The sequence below is a fragment of the Bdellovibrio sp. HCB337 genome (assembly GCF_047302465.1).
Classification (GTDB): Bacteria; Bdellovibrionota; Bdellovibrionia; order Bdellovibrionales; family Bdellovibrionaceae; genus JACMRP01.
In genome coordinates, this window is sequence record NZ_CP178621.1 from 1,124,349 (window position 1) to 1,145,550 (window position 21,202).

Here is a 21,202-nt window from a genome sequence, read left to right on the forward strand (position 1 = left end):
TTAAGCTCCTATCACAAGAGAAAGAAGAACATAGTGAACAAGCAAATAGATTCCAGTGACATCTCTAAATATTTTTGCCATTTTCGCTTGAGGTTTTAGTGCGTACCCCAAGGTCATCAGAGTATAGACAACGCCAGCAGCAGCCAGCCAATAAAAGCGGCTTGAATTGCTAAGTGCAAAATACGCAAGCACGATGCCTACGAACACCTGGGACCATGACAACAGCCATGCGCCAAGAGGTTTAAAGATATTGCTGTAACTTGGAACATTCGGGCGTTCTTCGCTAGGGGCGAAGGTCTTTCTTGCAAACTCAAAGAGATTGAAGAAGGCCCAGTTCATCAAAAAGAAGCAGGCATCTGCAAAAGTCAGTTTCTGCAAATTAAAACCTGTGATGGCTGTCGCCGCCGAAATTCCTAGAAGCACGCTGACAAAGGTATGAGTCACCGCATAGGTGGTTAGGTGAGGTCTTAGCAAATCGCCAACGAAAAACTCTTCATACATCATCAGGCTATAGAAAATAGCAATCGTATGAATTACAAAAGGCCAAAACCCTAAGTAGGCTGAAAGTAACAATTCAAAAAGAATCATTACAAAGAGACCCTTTTTGACTTGAGCAACGCTGAGAATGCCACGTGCAAGAGGACGGGTAGGATTTATTTTCAAATCCACATCGTAGTCTTTGATTTCATCGAAACAACGCATGCGGAAGAAAAAACTCAGCATCAAAAGCGCAGTCAGAACATATTTACTGGTTTCAAATGTGTAGTGAGCAGCATTGGCTAAATAGAGTCCATTGGCCCACGAAAAAACCAGAATCATCGGGACGTAGGCGACGGGACTAAAACGCTCTTGTATGAGTATCCACCAATTACGCAATGATAGCTCCTGGGTCTTTGAGTTGTTCACGGAGTGCTTTGTACTCTACTTTGGAGTGATGGCGAGGATCCATTGGGACCTTGTGTACAAACTGGATTTGATCCACCGGGATTTTGTTCTTAGCAAAAACGCGGTTGATTTCTTTTTTCGCAGAAGCAAAGTCAAAAGTGTTTTTATCAAGTTCAGCTTTAAGCTCGACAACAGCATGTGTAGCTTCACCAAGCTTTGCCTCTGGAATTCCCAAGAAAGCACAGCGATAAGCAAACGGCATACGTTTTAAGAGAACTTCGGCGCGAACTGGGAAGTAATACTGACCTGCACGTTCAATCGCGTTGTTCACGCGGCCTACGATCCAAAGATCTTTATTAGCGTCGATATAAGCCAAATCTCCGGTGCGATGCCAAACGCGGTGTTGTTCGTCCATGATTTTTGTCGTCTTGAAGGCTTCGGTGTTGTTGTAGTAATCACGGCAAACGTGGTCGCCAGTACAAATAAATTCACCGACTTGTCCTTGGCCGACTTCGATTTTAGACCAAGATGTTTCATTCAAATCAATCGGACCGTCTTTAATACGAATGAACTTGTAAGCGATGTCTTCGCTGATGTGACCGACGTTCACGCCTTCTTCAATGATCTCTGGATCTGCGGCAGGGTTTTCTTTGAGCATGTCGCGGCCTTCGATATGGGCCATTGGTTCTGCTTCTGTAGAGCCATAAAGAATCCACAGGTCGGTTTGCGGAGCGATGTCGTAGAAGTTCTTAACGTCATCTTTAGAAATCGGCGCGCCACCAGTCACTACACGGCGCAAGTTTTTAAGAATGATCTTATTTTCTTTGCAGTAACGAGCTAGGCCCACAAGCATGCTTGGTGAAAGCGTCGTGCAATTGATGTCTTCGTTCATGATCTGGCACGCAAGGATCGCAGAATCTCTTTCAGAAGGTGCTGCTAAATCCACGGCCGGCAAAATCGTAGTCACGCCACTTGCCAAGTTGTTCAAACTGAAAATTGGGAATGCTGGCATGTCTTTGTCTTTCTCGGTGTATGGAATCACATGAGAAAGCGCGTGATGCTGAGCTGATAAGAATCTGTGAGTACGGTTGGCTCCTTTCGGAGTTCCTGTAGATCCTGTTGTGAATGTAATAAGCGCCGTAAATTCACTTTCAACCGCGGCAATTGGTGAAGCGGTTGGTTTTAATAGTTCGGGGAAACGGTGAGTGCAGTTTTCACCAGGACCGTACATGATTCGAATCGGCATTGTTTTAAATTCTGGAACCTGATCCACCAACGCAAACGCCTGCTGGAAGCTGATCATCGCTTTTGGGTCTACACACTTTGCAGAAGCGCCTAAGTGATGACTGCGCGCCCAAGAATCCAAAAAGACGGCAATTGCACCAATACGTTGTACGGCAAACATCGCCGTGTACATATCAAGACTCATTGGCAAGAAGATGATCACGCGATCGCCTTTTTGAATGCCGATATCCAGCAGTCCACGAGCAAACGAGTTAATGCGTGCTGCAAAGTTTTTGTAGGTAATTTCGTCGTGTTTGATCGGAGTATTTGGAGAACCATTCCACTGAGACATGGATTCTCTGTTCGCCCAGCGAAGCGCTATGCGATCTGGAAACTCACGTAAATGCTTTTCCATGTAGCTGATGACGTTGTTTCTTTCGTCTTGTCCAGGGTGATATCCGATTTTTGGCTGAGAGTGTGCGCTGTCTCCGGAAATTTCAGCCAAGATCGCTTCAGGATGACTCCACAGAAGTCCGTGGCCCGTGCCAGAAATAATTTTTGTTGTTACATCGGGGAATTTTGTCAGTGCGATGTTTTGAATCACAGGATTGCTGATTTTATCAAGTTCACCAAACAGAGTCGTGATGGAAACATCATCAACAACGTCGTCGGTGGTCCATGGTGCGGATTGCATTTGCAGTTTGTAGTGAACCGTTTTTTCCCACACGTGCCAATCTTCGAAGTATGTTTTCAGCGTCTGGAAGTAAGGAATGTCCGAAACCTGATTCGGAGAAATCAAATCAGCCACAAAAGCGTCTTTGGATTTTTTATGACTGCCTTTAGTCAACACCTCGCCAATAACGGGAAGTTTTAAAAGCATCGAAGCAAGTCCTGACAAAGGACGCTCGGCTTGAATGTAAGGTGCTACTAAGATGACCTTTTCAACGAATGGTGCAAGCTCGCGCAGGTTTTTCAGGATGCAGTAAGCTCCCCAAGAGTGACCAATTAGGATTTTCTTATCAGAGCCTTTCATGACTTCGCTTTTCCAAGAGTCGTCGTAGTTTTCGACGGCCTTAAGCTGGTATTGAGAAGAATCGAGTTTAGAGCTTAAGACATTCCAATCGGCTGGTGAGCCGGGGTTGCCGTGCAATGCAATGATGGTTTTCATATTTTAACCCCTTTAAATTTCAATTTAAAGAAATCCACGATGCCGGGATTTTTACGGTAAATGGTTTGTTCTGTTTTTTCGTTTTTAAAGCCCGCAATAGTTCCAGACGAAGCAATATCTGCGATCACTTCTTTGGTAGCCTGAACTTCCAATTTGGAACCTTCGTAAATGGATTTCATGTAGTCCGTTTTATCCGAAGGAACTTCGACAACGCTAAGGATATTTCCATCATCGAGCTTAGGCGTCATTTGATGGATTGAAAATCCCGTGGACGTATTCTCGAGGTGCGACCAGAAATCGCACATAAGGCCCCGTTGATTCGGCAAAAGACCGTGGTGGATATTAATGCAACCCAAGCGGGGAGTTTCCAAAAGCTGTTTCTTAAAAATAGTACGAGTGCGCGCGTTTACGATCAAATCAATGCGCTCGCGAAGAAGAACGCTCTGGACCGCCGCTGCATTCAGGTCTTTGACAACCAAAAACAATTTTCCAGAGCCTTCATAGGCTTGGCGCTTATGCTTCATCAAATCGCCAAAGAAATTGGTGAGTAATTGCAGTCCCATTCGAGGTGCCGCACCTGTCAGCAGCAGGGCAAGTCCTTGAAGCACCATTTTCCATTCTCGATTGTCTATCACTACGCAACCCACGACGTGAGGTGTGCTTGCGAGTCCGCAAACCAATTGGTTGTAATTTTCTGGAACAAAGGTCACTCTAGAAGTGACAAGAAGAACTCTCAAACTCATGAATCTGGTCTTTCTCCGAGATGATTTTCTTGTGTAAAAATATTATAGTGGATGCGACTACAGAGATCACTATGAAAGTTTGCTGAAAGGATGATTCGTGGCCCAGGAATATTTTTCCGACTTAAATTATACTTTAGCCAATGAAGACACCCGTGTTGAATACGATCTTCTTCCTGAAAAAATGTCCCGAGTGTTTAGTATTGCTGGGTCTGGCGCACGTTGCTTGCCTTTGATTGCACGTCACCCCAAAGAACTCGACGTTGTGGACATGTCCGTCAGTCAAAATTATCTCTGTGAGTTGCGGTATCAAGCGACCAAAGTTCTGTCGTATGAAGAATATTTGTTCCTTCTGGGATATCGTGGAGCTCTGCAGTCTGGAAAAGACCAGGGCGACAGTCGGGTAGAGATCTTCAACAAAATTGAACTCAGTCCAGATGCAAAAACGTATTGGCTTGAGCGCAGCGCCGGTTGGAGTCCACGAGGTTTTATTTTGTTAGGTCGCTGGGAAAGCCACTTTCAAAAGTTGGGCTATCTTTTCCGTGATGTTTTGCAATGCGATTTTTCAAAGGTGTTTGAAGCCCAAACATTGAGTGAGCAGATTGAACTTTATGAAAAACACTGGCCGCATGTACGCTGGAAAAGCTTCATGCGCGTCGCTGCGAGCGAGTATGTGTTTAATAAATTCCTCTACAAAGGACACTTCAGCGGGCGCAGCGAAGCTAAGACAGAAGCTCGTCCACCTTATCAATTTGTGCAGGAAGAATTTGACCGTATTTTCCGATCCCAGCTTGTGCGCAAAAACTATTTTATGCAGATTTTGTTCTTAGGAAAAATCGCTTACGAAGAAGGTTTGCCGCTCGAAGCTCATCAGCATATTTTTGAAAAAGTGAAGAGTGCTCCAACAAAAGTAAATTATCTGTTAGGCAATTTGCTCGAGCATTTGCCTCGTAAAAATTATGACTTCATTTCGCTTTCAGACACCATCTCTTATTTGCCTCAGGAAAATGCCAATCAGATTTTGCAAGGCCTGCATCCCGAAACGAAGTCAAATTCGCAAGTGGTGATCCGCTCTTTTATGCGAGCACCAACGGCGCCGGACACGCGCGGCTGGCAAGAGTGCAAAGACCAAGATGTCTGGGCGCAAAAGATGGACGGAACGGGCGTCTACCAATTCCACATTTTTAAAAAGTCCTAGAGCGAAAATGTCTCTGAGAGGTGACTGGGCTTTGGGCAGGTCCAGGAAGATTCGCTAAACTCTTTGAATGCCTTACTTTTTGTTGAATTAGTGAACAAAAAATCGGCAATTCATTTTGTGGTAGGGAGCGGTGTTGGCTCTGATGTATACTGTCTTTAGGGACGGTGTATTATGAAAAATGGAATTTCAGCTACGGTCCTTTTCTTCGCGATTTCTCTGCTGAGTTATGAGGGCCTAGCCAAAACAAATAAGAAGGAAGTCTCTGGCGGTGTAGATTTAGCGGCTGTACGCAAGGTCGTAAAACAGAAACTGCAAGAGGTTCAAAAATGTTATACGGATCTTATCATCGAAGGAATGGCCAGTAAGGGCAAAGTGACTGCCAGCTGGGACATTGATGATAAGGGCGTTGTTCAGAATCTGGCTATCAAAGAAAACACATCAAAAAATCCAGCTCTGGAAGGTTGTGTGACCGAAAGAGTGGTGAACTGGACTTTCCCTGCAGCAGAAGCAGGAAAGACGTTCCCAGTATCGTATCCTTTCCAATTCGGGGAATAACACCTAGAGGTACGGCCTTCTTTTTGGCACTGCATTGCGGCGCCAAAAAGAAGGCCGTACCTCTTCTCTTGAAAAAATGGGGCTTTGAATCTAGTTTTTAGCTCTCATTTTTCAGGAGGATTTCATGGCTCAGTCACGTGTTGTTCGCGCGCCTACAGGCAATAAAATGGTTTGCAAAGGCTGGCTGCAAGAAGCCGCTTATCGCATGATTCAGAACAATCTTGATCCTGTCGTGGCTGAGCGTCCCGAAGACCTTGTCGTCTACGGCGGTATCGGCAAAGCTGCGCGCAACTGGGAAAGCTTCGATAAAATTTTAGAAGCTCTGAAGAATCTTGAAAATGACGAGACCCTTCTTGTTCAATCCGGAAAACCTATTGGGATTTTGAAAACTCACGAGAATGCACCCCGCGTGCTTCTTGCGAACTCGAACCTCGTGCCTAAATGGGCAACGTGGGAACATTTCAACGAGCTCGATAAAAAAGGTCTGATGATGTACGGCCAAATGACGGCGGGTTCTTGGATCTACATCGGCACTCAAGGCATCATCCAAGGAACTTACGAAACTTTTGTTGAAGCCGGTCGCCAACATTTCGGTGGTAATCTTAAAGGTCGCACGATTTTGACAGCCGGTCTTGGCGGCATGGGCGGAGCCCAACCTCTTGCCGGTGTTTTCGCAGGAGCTAGCGTTCTTGCAGTAGAGATCGATCCAACTCGTATTCAAAAACGTCTTGAAACAAAATACATCGACGAAGTTGCCACAGATCTTGATGATGCTTTGGCAAGAATCGCAAAGTACAACAAAACTGGTGAAGCAAAATCCATCGCGGTTCAAGGCAATATGGCGACCGTGATTTGGCAATTGATCGAGAAAAACTACACTCCAGATCTATTGACCGACCAAACATCTGCACATGATCCACTCGTGGGTTACATTCCTGAAGGTTACACTGTTGAAACAGCAGCCGAGTTCAGAAAACGCGATCAAAAAGCTTATTTGGATGCAGCCTACGCTTCCATGGCAAAACATGTTCGCGGAATGCTCGCAATGAAAGACAAAGGCGCCATCACTTTCGATTACGGCAACAATCTTCGTGCACGCGCTCAAGAAGCAGGCGTTAAAAACGCTTTCGATTATCCAGGCTTCGTTCCAGCTTACATCCGTCCTTTGTTCTGCAAAGGCAGCGGTCCCTTCCGCTGGGTTGCTTTGTCTGGCGATCCTAACGATATCAAAGTAACTGACAATGCAATGAGAGAACTTTTCCCTCACAAAAAAGATCTTCTTCGCTGGCTGGATATGGCCGAAGAAAGAATCGCATTCCAAGGTTTACCAGCACGTATCTGCTGGCTGGAATACGGTGAGCGCGCAAAAGCGGGACTTATGTTCAACAAACTCGTTGCCGAAGGAAAAGTAAAAGCACCAATCGTGATTGGTCGCGATCACTTGGATTGCGGCTCTGTCGCAAGTCCAAATCGCGAAACCGAAGCCATGAAAGATGGATCAGACGCAGTCAGCGACTGGGCTCTCCTCAACGCTCTTGTGAACACAGCATGTGGCGCTACTTGGGTTAGTCTTCACCATGGCGGCGGCGTCGGCATGGGTTACAGCCAACACGCTGGCCAAGTTATCGTTGCAGACGGAACTCCTGAAGCTGCTAAACGCCTTGAACGCGTTCTTACTGCCGACCCAGCAATGGGAGTCTTCCGTCACGTCGACGCTGGATACGAAGATGCTGTTGCAGTCGCTCGCGAACGCGGAGTTCGTAGTCTCTGGATCTAGTCCGTCTTTCTTACACGGGCCTTTGCGGCTGAAGTGGGTTTGTGGAAACTCCCTCAGTCGGCACGGCCCTCCAGGCCTCGCAGCTTCGGAGCGCTTGTGTACAAGCACTCCGAGGGCCATCCAGGCCCCGCTGAGGCCGCCTGAGGGAGTTTCCACAAACCCACTCCATCCGCAAATGCCGTCTTCGAAATTCACATGCATTCTCCGAGCTTCTTTTTGCGCGGATCCTGAAACATAATTCTTCTTTGGCGCGTTTTTTTTGTGCTGAATGAGTAGCGCGAGAATCATTACTGGTTCTCGCTATTTTTTTCTATGCGTTGTTGTCTGGCCTGGTTATTGGCAGCGGCAGTCTAATTCTCGGCACGATAGGGTGTTGCCCTTGCCGAAGTGTTGGAATTCGAAGACTCTGTCGTTGACTGTATTCAGCGCGAGGATTGTTCCGTCTTTTAGTAGCTTGTTTTCCTTAACCTGATGGAAAATCTGCGTTCCCTGTTTTTTTAGTTCTGCTATGAATTCTGGTTTTGGGTTTATTCTGTCTTTGTTTTCTAGTGGGATGCTTACTGGTAATCCCTCTTCATCTAGCTTGAAATATCTTAGTTCTTTTGCGTTCTTTTTGTTTGAGCTGTCACTTTGAATCAGATGCAGGCGGCGGGTGGTGCCGTCGCTTAATCTGATGTGGGTGTTTTCTAGTTGGAATTGGGTTTCTTTTACTGGGTTTTTTGATTCCAATTCTTTGATGAGTACGTCTGTGGATGTGCTCTTTGCTAGGTCTTTGTCGCCTAGGCACTTTTCTATGATGTTTTGGAATTGGGTGAGTGGAGTGCCTTTTGGTGGGTTTTTGGCTGCTTGTTTTGCTTTTTCAGCGTCGTTTAGGCGCGAACTTGGTTCGGTTTGTTGCTGTTGCTCCTGTTTTTGTTGCTCGCGCATCTTTTCTTTGAAAAGAATGTGCAGGAAGAAATAATCGATGGCAAGACCGATGAAGAAGAAGGTCACTATAATTGCGGCCCATCGAATTTGTTTTTCACGAGGGGCCTTTGTCGAATCGCTTTCCATATATTAATCCGCCTGTTTCAGATCAGGTTTCCAAACATCCCAGCTTGGACAGACCTGTGCTCTAGGTGAAGGGCCTTGTCTTGCGCCCCAACGGTATTCCATTTCATCTAGAGGGTTGTTAGACATCAGACCCGCAAAGAGTCTTCGTTTAGCTTCAGCAAAATCAATTCTCTGACCGACATCATAAGTAATGACACAATATGAATCTTCATCAATACGTGATACCGGCATGCGATCTGTTTCTCCACGTGCAGACTTTTGAATATATGGGAATATCTTATCCATCTGGTTTTTCATATCTTCAGAGATTGAATTTCCATTGTTGGTTTTCAAGATATCCTTATAAGCACGGCGCAGAGCCACCATATCATCAAACAGACGCTGATCCCGGCTCGGGGTCGAATAAGTATCATAATCTTCGGCAGTCATGCAGGTTGTGCTTAGCGAGCGTAGGAACTGCACGCCCTCTTTCACTGACGCAATACGAGTTTTTGCGGCCTCACACGCGGTCGTTGCTAGACGGCGTAACATTTGGTCATCGCCTTCTTGGCGTAACGCGAGTTTCTTCTGCACCGTCTTTTGCCACTTGCTCAGCGGAATTTGGAATTGCTCCTCGCTATAATTGGGAGTTTCCCACACCGGGCGTGTAATGTAATTGATGGGGCGCCAGCCGCGAAATCCTGCTTCGCTGGCAGGTGTGAAATTTCCCTCAAACACCCAATAAGGGTTTGGCCACGACACGCGTTCTTGCAACTCAGACCCAGAACTGCTTCCGATCGTCGAGTTAAATACCAAATGTGGAACACCGATCGCTTGGATTTCTTTAATTGTCCAAGAGTGATGATTCAGTTGCGTGGTACGAATCAATGCTCCTGAACGCACCCAATCGCGAGTAACTGGAATTGGGAACGTATCATTCGGAAGCGATTTTGTGCTGCCTAGGTCGTATATATAAAGCAAAAATTTTCGCACTCTTTGGATTTCATCCGAAGTGCGATTCCAGCGCTTCATATTGCTGGTGATGAGGCGACTTGTTGTGGTCGGGTCCTGCATCGCAAATGGCAGTCGATTCTCGTAAGCGAAAATCAAACGCATTGAATAAACCGTGTCCGCACAGTCCGTTCTTAAGCCAAAGTAAGGATTTGCTTGGCCGTTTGGAAGTCTTTCTCGGGAAAAGAAGTCGGCAGTCCAATTTTCTTGGACCCATTTCGCATAGTGGTCTTCCCAGCCCTCAGACCAAGTATTTACTGAGGTCCAAACTTGGGCGTTTGCGATGGGCGTGAAAGCCCACGTCATGACGAAAGCGTATAGAATAAAACTTAAGAATTTCCCCATAGAAAAACCCCTCCCCAAGGGCTCTCTAAAATCTGTACCTAGTGTCGTCCCCCTTGGCAATTGGGACCATCAATGCTTGGTGTAAAACAACCGATCGCGCCGCGTCTGTCCTAGGGAACACCCCACATTGAGTTTTTCCTGAGGGAATTCTGAGATAGATGCTCGATTTCGAGATTCGGAGGAGTCTTTCGTCGCGGTTGTTAAAAAGGTGTAAAGATAATGCCAATTTTGAACGATAATATGTTTATGTGGACCAAAACGACCTTCGTTATCCTTTTTATTCTCTGTCTAGTGCTTCAGTTCATGTACTGGAGCTAAGAAATATCCTGATTTCGTCACTGGCTTCATAAAAATCCTTCTTGTAGCCTGCCCCCATGTCTGAAAATGAGATACCTAAAGAGGTGAAAGATTTTGTCTTTCAGTACATCGATTCTGTGGAGCAGTTGGAGATCTTGCTTCTGTTAAATGCGGAACCACACAAAGTATGGACCGTTGGTGAGGTCCATCAAACTTTGCGATCCAACATGTCGTCTGTCGAAAAACGTCTGAATCTCTTAGCCGCACAAAAACTTATCGACAAAAAAGAGGGCGGGTTTCAGTTTAAACCCGAAGGCTCTGAAAAAAATGAAATCATACGTCAGTTAAGCGGAGCCTATAAGGTTCACCGCCACCGAATTTTTGAAATGATTTTTTCTCCGATGAAAAAGGCGCGGGATATTGCCGAAGCCTTTGTTATCGCTCCGCCGAAAGATCCAAAAGGAGACTCCAATGGCTGAAACAGTGTACTTGCTATGTGCGATTTTTAGTTTTCTTTGCACGCTCATGTTGTTCAGAGGTTTCTCTCACACGGGGACAAGATTGTTGCTATGGACCGCGTTGAGTTTTGCTTTGATCACATTCAACAATGTTTTCCTTTTTGTTGATCTCGCGCTTTTTCCTGAAGTGAATTTGAATGGCCCCTTTTGGCGAAATGTACTTGGGGCGCTCTCCGGGTTGGTCATGCTCTGTGGTCTGATTTGGGAGCTTATATGATATTGTACACGGTGTTTCTAGCTGGAGTAAGCATGGCGGCCTTTCTGGCTTCTGGCTTATTTTTCTTGAAGTTGTGGAAGGCCTCGCAAGACAAATTTTTTAAGTACTTCGCTGTTGCTTGTTGGTTTTTGTCACTCGAAAGAGTGGTTGTACTATTTGTGCAAACTCCACTTTCTCCAGAACCAAAAGATCAGACAGAATTAAGTTTTTGGATTTACTTATTGCGGCTCTGCGCGTTTATTATGATCCTTGTTGCGATTGTCGAAAAAAACCGAAAACGTCCTCAACCCTAAGCGGCAAATTTTATTTCAGGTGACATATAAAGTACTTGCCGCCGCGTTTAAAACCCTCGAAATATCAGCATTTTTTGTTTATAAAGCGTGAATAGTGAAGATGTTACGAAATCGTCATTTCTTTTTAAAATCAGCTCCATGTATACCGGCAAAGATAGATAAAAGTCTCAGGGGGTTATTTTTGCATGGAAAAAACTATGAACCGGTCTTCACAAGACTCAAGCGCTCCTAAACCTCAAATTAAAAAAAATCACAAAGCCAAGGTCATAAAAAACAAGGTGCTTAAAACAAGCGCCCTGGATGACGTAGTCTTGGACCATGACGTGCCTGAATACCATGAAGAGGGCGGCAAAGACTCTATGCCAAAGGAGTATAAAGAACAGCTGCGGCATCTTCTTTATACTGTCAAAGCTGTGCGTCGTGGTGACTTCGCCGTGCGTATGCCGGCGTTGGAAGAAGGCATCATCGCAGAGATCGGTGAAGTCTTTAATGACATCATCGAACTAAATCAAAGTATGGCGAATGAGTTTGTGCGTGTTCGAAACACGGTAGGACAAGAAGGTAAGATGTCCGAACGTGTGTCCATGGGCACAGTACGTGGCGCCTGGGCGACCAGCGTCGACTCTGTGAATCTTCTCATCGGGGATCTTGTGCAGCCGACGACAGAAGTCGCGCGCGTAATCACCTCTGTGGCGAAAGGTGACTTGTCACAAAAGATGTCTCTTGAAATCGACGGCCGTACCGTAAAGGGAGAATTCTTCCGCATCGGTAATACGGTAAATGCCATGGTGGATCAGCTGAACTCGTTTGCCTCTGAGGTAACGCGTGTTGCGAAAGAGGTAGGTACCGAAGGAAAGCTGGGCGGACAGGCAGACGTTCGCGGAGCTTCAGGGATTTGGAAAGATTTGACCGACAACGTAAATAGCTTGGCGGGCAACTTGACGGATCAGGTGCGTAATATCGCGAAGGTAACAACAGCCGTAGCAAAAGGTGACTTGTCACAAAAAATCACGGTTGATGCGAAGGGTGAGATCTTCGAACTTAAAAATACAATTAACGTCATGGTGGATCAGCTCTCATCATTCGCTGCCGAGGTAACTCGTGTTGCGAAGGAAGTAGGTACTGAAGGTCGTCTTGGTGGTCAGGCCGATGTAAAAGGTGTGTCTGGTACTTGGAAAGATTTGACCGACAACGTAAATGGTCTTGCGAATAACTTAACAGCCCAAGTACGTAACATCGCAAAAGTAACAACAGCCGTAGCAAAAGGTGACTTGTCACAAAAAATCACGGTTGATGCACGCGGTGAAATTCTTGAACTAAAAAATACCATCAACGTCATGGTGGATCAGTTGAACTCATTCGCTGCCGAGGTAACTCGTGTTGCGAAAGAGGTAGGTACCGAAGGTCGTCTTGGCGGTCAGGCCGATGTAAAAGGTGTGTCTGGTACTTGGAAAGATCTGACCGACAACGTAAATGGTCTTGCGAATAACTTAACAGCCCAAGTACGTAACATCGCAAAAGTAACTACTGCGGTTGCAAACGGTGACTTATCACAAAAAATCACAGTTGATGCAAAAGGCGAAATCCTTGAGCTCAAAGACACCATCAATACGATGGTTGATACTTTGAGAAGTTTCGTAACAGAGGTAACTCGTGTTGCGAAAGAGGTTGGTACCGAAGGAAAACTAGGTGGTCAGGCCGATGTAAAAGGTGTGTCTGGCACTTGGAAAGATCTGACAGACAACGTAAATGCGATGGCGTCAAATTTGACGGTTCAGCTGCGTGACGTATCTAAAGTTGCGACTGCGATTGCATCTGGTGACTTAGGACAAAAAATCACGGTTGAGGTAAAAGGCGAAATCCTTCAAATCAAAGACGTGATCAATAAGATGGTGGATCAGCTTTCATCATTCGCATCCGAAGTAACTCGTGTTGCGAAAGAGGTAGGTACGGAAGGAAAACTCGGTGGCCAAGCGGAAGTAAAAGGTGTTTCCGGAACATGGAAAGACTTAACAGATAACGTAAATGGTCTAGCGAATAACTTAACAGCACAGGTTCGTAACATCGCGAAGGTAACTACCGCGGTTGCGAAAGGTGACTTGTCACAAAAAATCACGGTTGATGCGAAGGGCGAGATCTTCGAATTGAAAAACACCATCAACGTCATGGTGGATCAGCTGAATTCATTCGCTGCCGAGGTAACTCGTGTTGCGAAAGAAGTAGGTACTGAAGGTCGTCTTGGTGGACAAGCGGAAGTAAAAGGGGTCTCTGGTACTTGGAAAGATTTGACCGACAACGTAAATGGTCTTGCGAACAATCTGACAGCCCAAGTACGTAACATCGCGAAAGTAACAACAGCCGTTGCGAAAGGTGACTTGTCACAAAAAATCACGGTTGATGCGAAAGGCGAAATCCTAGAACTAAAAGAAACCATCAATACAATGGTGGATACACTTCGTAGTTTTGCTGCCGAGGTAACTCGTGTGGCGAAAGAAGTAGGTACCGAAGGTCGCCTTGGTGGCCAAGCGGACGTAAAAGGGGTTGCGGGAACTTGGAAAGATTTGACCGACAACGTAAACGGTCTAGCTAATAACTTAACAGCCCAAGTGCGTAACATCGCGAAAGTAACAACAGCCGTAGCAAAAGGTGACTTGTCACAAAAAATCACGGTTGATGCAAAAGGCGAGATCTTAGAACTGAAAGACACCATTAATACAATGGTGGATACACTAGGCTCCTTCGTAACTGAGGTAAGCCGTGTTGCGAAAGAGGTTGGTACCGAAGGAAAACTAGGTGGTCAGGCCGATGTAAAAGGCGTGTCTGGTACTTGGAAAGACTTAACAGATAACGTAAATGCGATGGCCTCTAACTTGACTGTACAATTGCGTGACGTATCTAAAGTTGCGACCGCGATTGCATCTGGTGACTTAGGTCAAAAGATCACGGTTGAAGTAAAAGGCGAAATCCTTCAAATCAAAGACGTGATCAATAAGATGGTGGATCAGTTGAACTCATTCGCATCCGAAGTAACTCGTGTTGCGAAAGAGGTAGGTACTGAAGGAAAACTAGGAGGCCAAGCGGAAGTAAAAGGGGTCTCTGGTACCTGGAAAGATCTGACTGATAACGTAAATTTCATGGCCTCCAATTTGACCAAACAAGTACGCGGTATCGTCAAGGTCGTAACTGCGGTTGCGAACGGTGACTTGAATCAGAAATTCGTATTGGAAGCAAAAGGGGAAGTGGCAGCACTTGCTGAAACCATCAACTCTATGACTGACACTCTTCGTATCTTCGCGGATCAAGTAACCACGGTTGCTCGTGAGGTAGGTATCGAGGGTAAACTGGGTGCGCAAGCACGCGTACCGGGTGTTGCGGGAACTTGGAAAGATTTGACCGACAACGTGAACTTCATGGCGTCGAATCTTACGACACAAGTACGTGGTATCGTAAAGGTCGTAACTGCGGTTGCGAACGGTGACTTGAATCAGAAATTCGTATTGGAAGCAAAAGGGGAAGTGGCAGCACTTGCTGAAACCATCAACTCTATGACCGATACATTAAGAACATTCTCGGATCAGGTAACAACGGTTGCTCGTGAGGTAGGTATCGAAGGTAAACTGGGTGGTCAGGCGAAAGTACCTGGAGCTGCTGGAACCTGGAAAGATTTGACGGATAACGTGAATCAGCTTGCTGGTAACTTAACAGCCCAAGTGCGTGCGATCGCAGAAGTATCCACTGCGGTTACCAAAGGGGATTTGACTCGTTCAATCTCGGTTGAAGCACAAGGTGAGGTTGCTGCGTTATCTGAAAATATCAATCAGATGATCAGCAACTTGAAAGACACCACTCAAAAGAACAACGAGCAAGACTGGTTGAAAACGAACCTCGCGAAGTTCTCTGGTATGATGCAAGGTCAAAGAAGTATTACTTCGGTGGCTCAGTTGATCATGTCCGAGTTGACTCCGCTGGTGGGCGCTCATCAAGGAACCTTCTTCATGCATGAAAGTGAAGGAGAAGAGCCAGGCTTGAATCTCATCGCAAGCTATGCGTTTACGGAAAGAAAAAATGTTTCTAACCGCTATCGCTTGAAAGAAGGTTTGGTCGGACAATGCGCGTTCGAGAAGAAACGTATTTTGCTGACTCATCCACAAGACAACTATGTGATGATAGCTTCAAGTCTGAGCGAAGAAAAACCACGCAATATTGTTGTGTTGCCGGTGCTCTTCGAGGGCGAACTTAAAGCCGTCATCGAACTTGCGTCGATCACGCCGTATACTCAGAACTATATTAACTTCCTGGATCAATTGATGGACAGTATCGGGGTTATCCTGAACATGATCTCTTCAAGTATGAGAACGGAAGAACTCTTACAAGAATTGAAACGTTCAAATGCGGAATTGGAAGCTCAAGCAAAAGAGCTCGAAGAAAAAGCAAAACTCTTGGAAGTCAAAAACCAAGAGGTGGAGTTGGCGTCGCGCTCTCTCGAAGAGAAAGCAGAACAGCTCTCACTTATTTCCAAGTACAAGTCCGAGTTCTTGGCGAATATGTCCCACGAACTCAGAACGCCGCTTAATAGCTTGTTAATCTTGTCCAAAACTTTGGCCGAGAACAGAGACAAAAATCTCAGCAACGAGCAAGTTAAGTTCGCAAGCACTGTACACTCTGCCGGTCAGGATTTGTTGGCACTCATCAACGAGATTTTGGATCTTTCCAAAGTCGAAGCTGGAAAAATGCCGGTTAATCCAAAAGCTGTCGAGGTCGTGGATATCCAAGAATACTTGGAGCAAACATTCAGACCAGTTGCAGAGCACAAGGGACTCGAGTTCAAGATCAAGACGGGCGAGGATATCCCTCGTACCATCTTCACGGACGAGAATCGTTTGCAGCAAATTCTTAAAAACTTGCTCTCTAACGCCTTTAAGTTCACTGAAAAAGGCCATGTAAAACTAGAAATCGCTCTGGCTGATCGTAGCCGTTCTAGTGACCATACAGGTCGTGGAGGCAAAGGGCCATTGATGTTCCGAGTTTCAGACTCTGGGATTGGTATTGCGCCTGAAAAACAAAAACTAATCTTCGAAGCCTTCCAACAAGCTGACGGTACGACAAGCCGTAAATACGGTGGAACTGGTTTGGGTCTGACAATCAGTCGCGAAATCGCACGTCTATTGGGTGGTATTATCGAAGTGGACAGTCAGCCTGGAGTGGGCAGCGTGTTCACGCTGTATTTGCCACAAAAGTATATGGGTGCTGAAGCTCTGACTGCAGATACAAGCACAGAGGTGGTTCAAGAGGTTCCAGAATTGCCAGCAGACGCAGACTTTAACGGTATCAAAGTGCTTGTTGTTGATGATGACGTTCGTAACGTGTTTGCGTTAACCAGTATTCTTAAAATGCGCGGCATGACTGTGGTCTATGCGGAAAATGGCAAGCAAGGGATCGATGTCTTGAGAAACAACTCAGACACAGATCTTGTGTTAATGGATACGATGATGCCGGAAATGGACGGGCTTGAAGCCACACGCCAAATCCGTAAACTGCCAGACTTTGATAAACTTCCGATTATTTCTTTGACGGCAAAAGCCATGAAGGGAGATCGCGAGAAGTGTATCGAGGCCGGAGCATCTGATTATATCACGAAACCTGTTGATGAGGCGCACTTGCTGTCTGTAATGTATACTTGGATTAAGAAACACTAGAACCTTTGAGGCATAATGGATTTAAAAATTCCTCCTGTTGATATTCTTATTGTGGATGACCGCCTCGATGGTTTGATTGCACTCGAGGCGGTGTTGACGTTGCCAAATATAAATCTTGTCAGGGCCCAATCTGGTAAAGAGGCCCTGGAACTCTTAACTCGTTATGAGTTTGCGGTGATCTTGTTGGACGTGCAGATGCCCGAGATGGACGGGTTTGAAACCGCTCGTCATATTCGTTCAACGGAAAAATACCGTTATACGCCGATTATCTTTGTTACGGCGATCAATAAAGATGATAGCCACATTTATCGTGGCTATGAGGTCGGTGCCGTCGATTACATTTTCAAACCTTTTGAGCCGCAGATTCTGCGTTCTAAGGTGGGAATTTTTGTCGATTTATTTCTGAAGTCACGTCAGCTGCAAGAACAAAATGCATTGATTCGTGATAGTGAAAGACAGACTCGCTATTTGCAGCTTGCCCAACTTGAAATGGAAACTCTGAAGCGTTACCGAAATTTGGCAGACGCAGTTCCCAACATGATTTGGAAATCTAAAGTGGATGGCACTTTGGATTACTTCAATAAAGTTTGGGCAGATTATACGGGTCTTAGCTCTGAGCAAAGCGTGGGATCTGGTTGGCAAGAGGCTATTCATCCAAGTGACCTTCGTGGGTTTTTAAAAGCTTGGATGGATTCGATGAATTCTGGGGACCCCTTCCAAATCGAGTGTCGTATTCGCCGCCATGACGGTGAGGTTCGATGGCATTGGGTCCGAGCTGTGCCGGAACTTAATACTCTCGACAAAGTCGTCGCTTGGATTGGGACTTGTACAGACATTCACGATCGCAAATTGGCCGAGAAACTACTTGTTGAAGCTAAAACCATGGCCGTTTCTGCCAATATTGCGAAGACTCAATTTTTGGCAAATATGAGTCACGAGATCAGAACTCCTTTGAGTGCGATTCTTGGTTTTGCCGAATTGCTTTTGAACCCGGATTTAAATTACGAAGAGCGTGTTCAAAGTATCAATACTATCTGTCGTAGTGGTGAGCAGCTTTTAAAACTCATTGATGAGATTTTAGATATTTCAAAAGTAGAGGCTGGGCATCTCGACATCGAACAAATCGAAGTCGATATGGCAGGACTTCTTAGTGATCTAAAAACTCTGTTGGGAATTAAGTCTCAGACCAAGGGTATTGGTCTGGAGTTTATTCTGAATAATGCAATTCCTAAGCGGGTGACAAGTGACCCAACAAGATTGCGGCAGATTTTGCTGAATATGATCAGTAACGCGATCAAGTTTACGCAAAAAGGCACTGTGAAGTTGGAAATCGGGTGGGAAGAAGCCACCAAAAGTTTCCGCTTCCGTGTTCGCGATACAGGTGTTGGAATCAGTCAAGAGCAGGCTGAAAAACTCTTTCAACCATTTGTGCAAGTGGATAGCTCGACCACACGCCGTTTTGGCGGTACTGGCTTAGGCTTGGCTCTTTCGCGAACATTGGCGCAAGCCATGGGCGGGAACGTTTACTTAGAAAACAGTAAAGCCGGTGTAGGCAGCAGCTTTATCATTGAAGTGCATACTGAACCTCTGGATGGCACCGCTTATCTGGACAAGATCGAAGACATTCTTCGTGTCGACCAAAAACCTTTGGTCAGCGAAGAGGTTGCATCTTTGGAAGGCATCAAGGTGCTCTTGGTGGAAGACGCGCCAATCAATCAGATTTTGATTGGCCGATTCCTGACCGGAGCCGGAGCACAAGTCGACTTTGCAGATAATGGTTTAGAGGGCGTTAAGAAAGCAATGAGTGGGGACTACGGCGTTGTCTTGATGGACATTCAAATGCCAGAAATGGACGGCTACGAAGCGACCACCACTTTGCGCAAACAAGGTTACAGCAGACCCATTATTGCACTCACGGCTCATGCTTTGAAAGAAGATCGAGACCGCTGCTTGCAAGTCGGCTGTTCAGATCATCTGACAAAACCTATTGACCGCAAAAGGTTAATTTCACAGATCTCACATTTATCACAACACTAACTGGGTTTTGTTTTCGAACCGGGGATTTGAAGTGAGGGGGAAGGGCTTAGGGCTCTTCCCGTCGGGGGTCGGCCTTCCGGGCCTTCGCAAGCGCCACGCCGTTGGCGTGGTTCGCGCCATCGTGGCGCCGCTTGAAGCCCCCTTTGGAAAGATCCCTAAGCCCTTCCCCCTCACTTCAAATTTGCTTCGAAATTGTTGGTTTGGCGCTTCTACTTTAAGAACATAGGAATTTTTTGGTGTGCAGAAATAAAAAACGAGCTTGGTTAGAGCTCGTTTTTCTACTCTGGAACTATTTGTATTTTCTTTTCTTACATTTGGCGCTGGCGTTTTTCGACTGCCAGTGCAGCTTCGCGAACCGCTTCGCTCAGAGTAGGGTGGGCGTGGAAAGATCTTGCTAGATCTTCGCTGCTGCCGCCGAATTCCATGCAGACCACGATTTCGTGGATCAGTTCAGAGACACCTGGGCCCACTAGGTGTGCGCCCAATAGACGATCTGTCTTTTTGTCGGCGATGATTTTTACGAAACCTTCTGTGAAACCTTTTGCACGGGCGCGGCCGTTTGCCATGAATGGGAATTTACCCACGTTGATTTCGCGGCCTTGGGCTTTTGCTTGTTCTTCAGTGATACCCACAGACGCGATTTCAGGGTGCGTGTAGATGATGCCAGGAACTGTTTCGTAGTTCACGTGACCTGCGCCACCAGCTAGCATTTCTGCAACAGCTACGCCTTCTTCTTCCGCTTTATGCGCAAGCATAGGGCCTTGTACGACGTCGCCGATCGCGTAAATGCCAGGAACAGTCGTTTGATAGTGTTTATCGATGATGATTCTACCTTGAGGATCTTTTTGAACGCCGACTTCTTCGCAGCCCAAGCCTGTCGAGAATGCTTTACGACCCGTAGAAACAAGCACGACATCGGCTTTCATCGTTTGAGATTTTCCATCAGCTAAAGATTCATAAGTGACTTCGACGCCTTTGTCAGAAGATTTAGAACCTGTGACTTTCGTAGAAAGAAGGAACTTCACGCCTTCTTTCTCCATATTTTTTCTAAGCACGTTCATGCAGTCTTGATCCATTGGACCGCCCAAGCGATCTGCGTACTCGATCACAGTTACTTCAGCACCCAAGCGCTGCCATACAGAACCGAGCTCAAGACCGATCACGCCGCCACCAACAACGATCATTGTTTTTGGAACTTCAGAAAGTGCCAATGCCCCAGTATTCGAGACAATGCGTTTTTCATCGAATTTCAAGAATGGGAGTTCCACGGGAACAGAGCCCGTTGCGATCACGATGCTTTTTGCAGTGATCACTTGTTTTGTGCCATCAGCCGCAGTCACTTCAACAGAACCAGGTTTTAGGATTTTACCAACACCTTGAAACGGAGTGATTTTGTTTTTCTTAAACAAGAAAGCAATACCTTCAGTGTTTGTTTTTACAACTTTGTCCTTACGAGACATCATCGTTGGCAAATCCAATTCGAATTTGCTGATCTTGATACCGTGGCCTGCAAGATCATGTTGAACCGCCTGATAGTGTTCAGAGCTTTCCAAAAGTGCTTTTGAAGGAATGCAACCGACGTTCAGGCATGTGCCGCCGTAAGTTTTGTCTTTCTCAATGATGGCAGTTTTAAGCCCCAATTGCGCAGCACGAATCGCGCCGACATAACCGCCAGGACCAGAACCGATAACGACAAGATCAAATTGAGTTGATTCAGACATAAAGAGCATCCTTCTAGATGAGTTATACTCTTTCTGTATACGCTATAGACGGCGAGGGGTCACGCCGGAAGCTTCGCATTACGGACTTAAGGACACGCGATCTGAGCTTCGTCGTGCGCTATAGAAGCGCGGAGCATGGCTTTCATCTCGGTGACAAGATTGATGTAAGGAAAGAGCACATAGCCATCTTGATTGGCATCAGGGTGCCCTGGCAGGTATTTAATGATGGTGTCGTCATGCAGAACGACATCGCAGTTTTGACCCTTACAAACCCATTCCTGTCTGCGGTAAGGCCCTCCGTCAGGAGTACGAGTTGTATTCACATTGGCTAAATTAGAAGCGATTACGTTCATTTCATTGCGCGTATTCTTTTTGATTTCACAGGCATCGGAAATTTTTGCCGAGGCCAAAGACAATGAAGAAACCAATATCAAACTTGCAAAGAGAATGAAACGCATCGAACCCCCTGTATATGAATATTATACTCA

The 21,202-nt window shown here is 46.0% G+C and carries 15 protein-coding genes; 8 read left to right on the forward strand and 7 right to left on the reverse strand.

Annotated features, from left to right (window positions below):
• Genes ACLWBB_RS05455 through ACLWBB_RS05465 form a run of 3 tightly spaced genes read right to left on the reverse strand, consistent with a single transcriptional unit; the run spans position 1 to position 4,020 of the window.
• Positions 1–876 carry a manganese transporter permease gene (locus ACLWBB_RS05455; RefSeq protein WP_413290564.1) on the reverse strand — a complete coding sequence of 292 codons (876 nt, stop codon included), beginning with the start codon at positions 874–876 and terminating at the stop codon, positions 1–3.
• Complete coding sequence (locus tag ACLWBB_RS05460) at positions 869–3,277, reverse strand: alpha/beta fold hydrolase (RefSeq protein ID WP_413290565.1); 2,409 nt, start codon at positions 3,275–3,277, stop codon at positions 869–871. The genes ACLWBB_RS05455 and ACLWBB_RS05460 overlap by 8 nt, the downstream gene beginning before the upstream one ends.
• Positions 3,274–4,020: a formyltransferase family protein gene (locus tag ACLWBB_RS05465; protein WP_413290566.1), complete on the reverse strand. Its 747-nt coding sequence runs from the start codon at positions 4,018–4,020 to the stop codon at positions 3,274–3,276. The genes ACLWBB_RS05460 and ACLWBB_RS05465 overlap by 4 nt, the downstream gene beginning before the upstream one ends.
• A 97-nt stretch (positions 4,021–4,117) precedes the next feature.
• Here ACLWBB_RS05465 and ACLWBB_RS05470 point away from each other — a divergent pair, with 97 nt between their 5' ends.
• The 3 genes from ACLWBB_RS05470 (at position 4,118) to hutU (ending at position 7,547) form a co-directional block, all read left to right on the forward strand.
• Complete coding sequence (locus ACLWBB_RS05470) at positions 4,118–5,215, forward strand: DUF3419 family protein (protein WP_413290567.1); 1,098 nt, start codon at positions 4,118–4,120, stop codon at positions 5,213–5,215.
• A 171-nt stretch (positions 5,216–5,386) separates the two neighbouring features.
• On the forward strand, positions 5,387–5,770 hold the full coding sequence (locus ACLWBB_RS05475; RefSeq protein WP_413290568.1) for an AgmX/PglI C-terminal domain-containing protein: 384 nt from the start codon (positions 5,387–5,389) through the stop codon (positions 5,768–5,770).
• 124 nt (positions 5,771–5,894) lie between these two features.
• Positions 5,895–7,547: a urocanate hydratase gene (gene hutU / locus ACLWBB_RS05480; RefSeq protein ID WP_413290569.1), complete on the forward strand. Its 1,653-nt coding sequence runs from the start codon at positions 5,895–5,897 to the stop codon at positions 7,545–7,547.
• Between the two features lie 333 nt (positions 7,548–7,880).
• Here the strand turns inward: hutU and ACLWBB_RS05485 are convergent, their stop codons facing one another.
• Both ACLWBB_RS05485 and ACLWBB_RS05490 read right to left on the reverse strand, forming a co-directional pair.
• Positions 7,881–8,600, reverse strand: a complete 720-nt coding sequence (locus ACLWBB_RS05485) for a hypothetical protein (RefSeq protein ID WP_413290570.1) — start codon at positions 8,598–8,600, stop codon at positions 7,881–7,883.
• A 3-nt stretch (positions 8,601–8,603) separates the two neighbouring features.
• Complete coding sequence (locus ACLWBB_RS05490) at positions 8,604–9,935, reverse strand: hypothetical protein (protein ID WP_413290571.1); 1,332 nt, start codon at positions 9,933–9,935, stop codon at positions 8,604–8,606.
• A 374-nt stretch (positions 9,936–10,309) separates the two neighbouring features.
• Here ACLWBB_RS05490 and ACLWBB_RS05495 point away from each other — a divergent pair, with 374 nt between their 5' ends.
• From ACLWBB_RS05495 to ACLWBB_RS05515, 5 genes are all read left to right on the forward strand, one after another.
• Positions 10,310–10,711, forward strand: a complete 402-nt coding sequence (locus ACLWBB_RS05495) for a hypothetical protein (RefSeq protein ID WP_413290572.1) — start codon at positions 10,310–10,312, stop codon at positions 10,709–10,711.
• A 46-nt stretch (positions 10,712–10,757) separates the two neighbouring features.
• Complete coding sequence (locus ACLWBB_RS05500) at positions 10,758–10,967, forward strand: DUF5985 family protein (RefSeq protein WP_413291589.1); 210 nt, start codon at positions 10,758–10,760, stop codon at positions 10,965–10,967.
• Positions 10,964–11,260 carry a DUF5985 family protein gene (locus ACLWBB_RS05505; RefSeq protein ID WP_413290573.1) on the forward strand — a complete coding sequence of 99 codons (297 nt, stop codon included), beginning with the start codon at positions 10,964–10,966 and terminating at the stop codon, positions 11,258–11,260. The genes ACLWBB_RS05500 and ACLWBB_RS05505 overlap by 4 nt, the downstream gene beginning before the upstream one ends.
• Positions 11,261–11,445: 185 nt before the next feature.
• Positions 11,446–16,956: a HAMP domain-containing protein gene (locus tag ACLWBB_RS05510; protein ID WP_413290574.1), complete on the forward strand. Its 5,511-nt coding sequence runs from the start codon at positions 11,446–11,448 to the stop codon at positions 16,954–16,956.
• Between the two features lie 15 nt (positions 16,957–16,971).
• Positions 16,972–18,993, forward strand: coding sequence for a response regulator (locus tag ACLWBB_RS05515; protein ID WP_413290575.1), 2,022 nt, complete (start codon positions 16,972–16,974; stop codon positions 18,991–18,993).
• A gap of 308 nt (positions 18,994–19,301) precedes the next feature.
• On the opposite strand, the gene lpdA is transcribed toward ACLWBB_RS05515, so the two are convergent.
• Positions 19,302–20,714 carry a dihydrolipoyl dehydrogenase gene (lpdA, locus tag ACLWBB_RS05520; protein WP_413290576.1) on the reverse strand — a complete coding sequence of 471 codons (1,413 nt, stop codon included), beginning with the start codon at positions 20,712–20,714 and terminating at the stop codon, positions 19,302–19,304.
• Positions 20,715–20,800: 86 nt separating this feature from the next.
• Positions 20,801–21,172: a flagellar basal body protein gene (locus tag ACLWBB_RS05525; RefSeq protein WP_413290577.1), complete on the reverse strand. Its 372-nt coding sequence runs from the start codon at positions 21,170–21,172 to the stop codon at positions 20,801–20,803.
• Between the last annotated feature and the right edge of the window lie 30 nt (positions 21,173–21,202).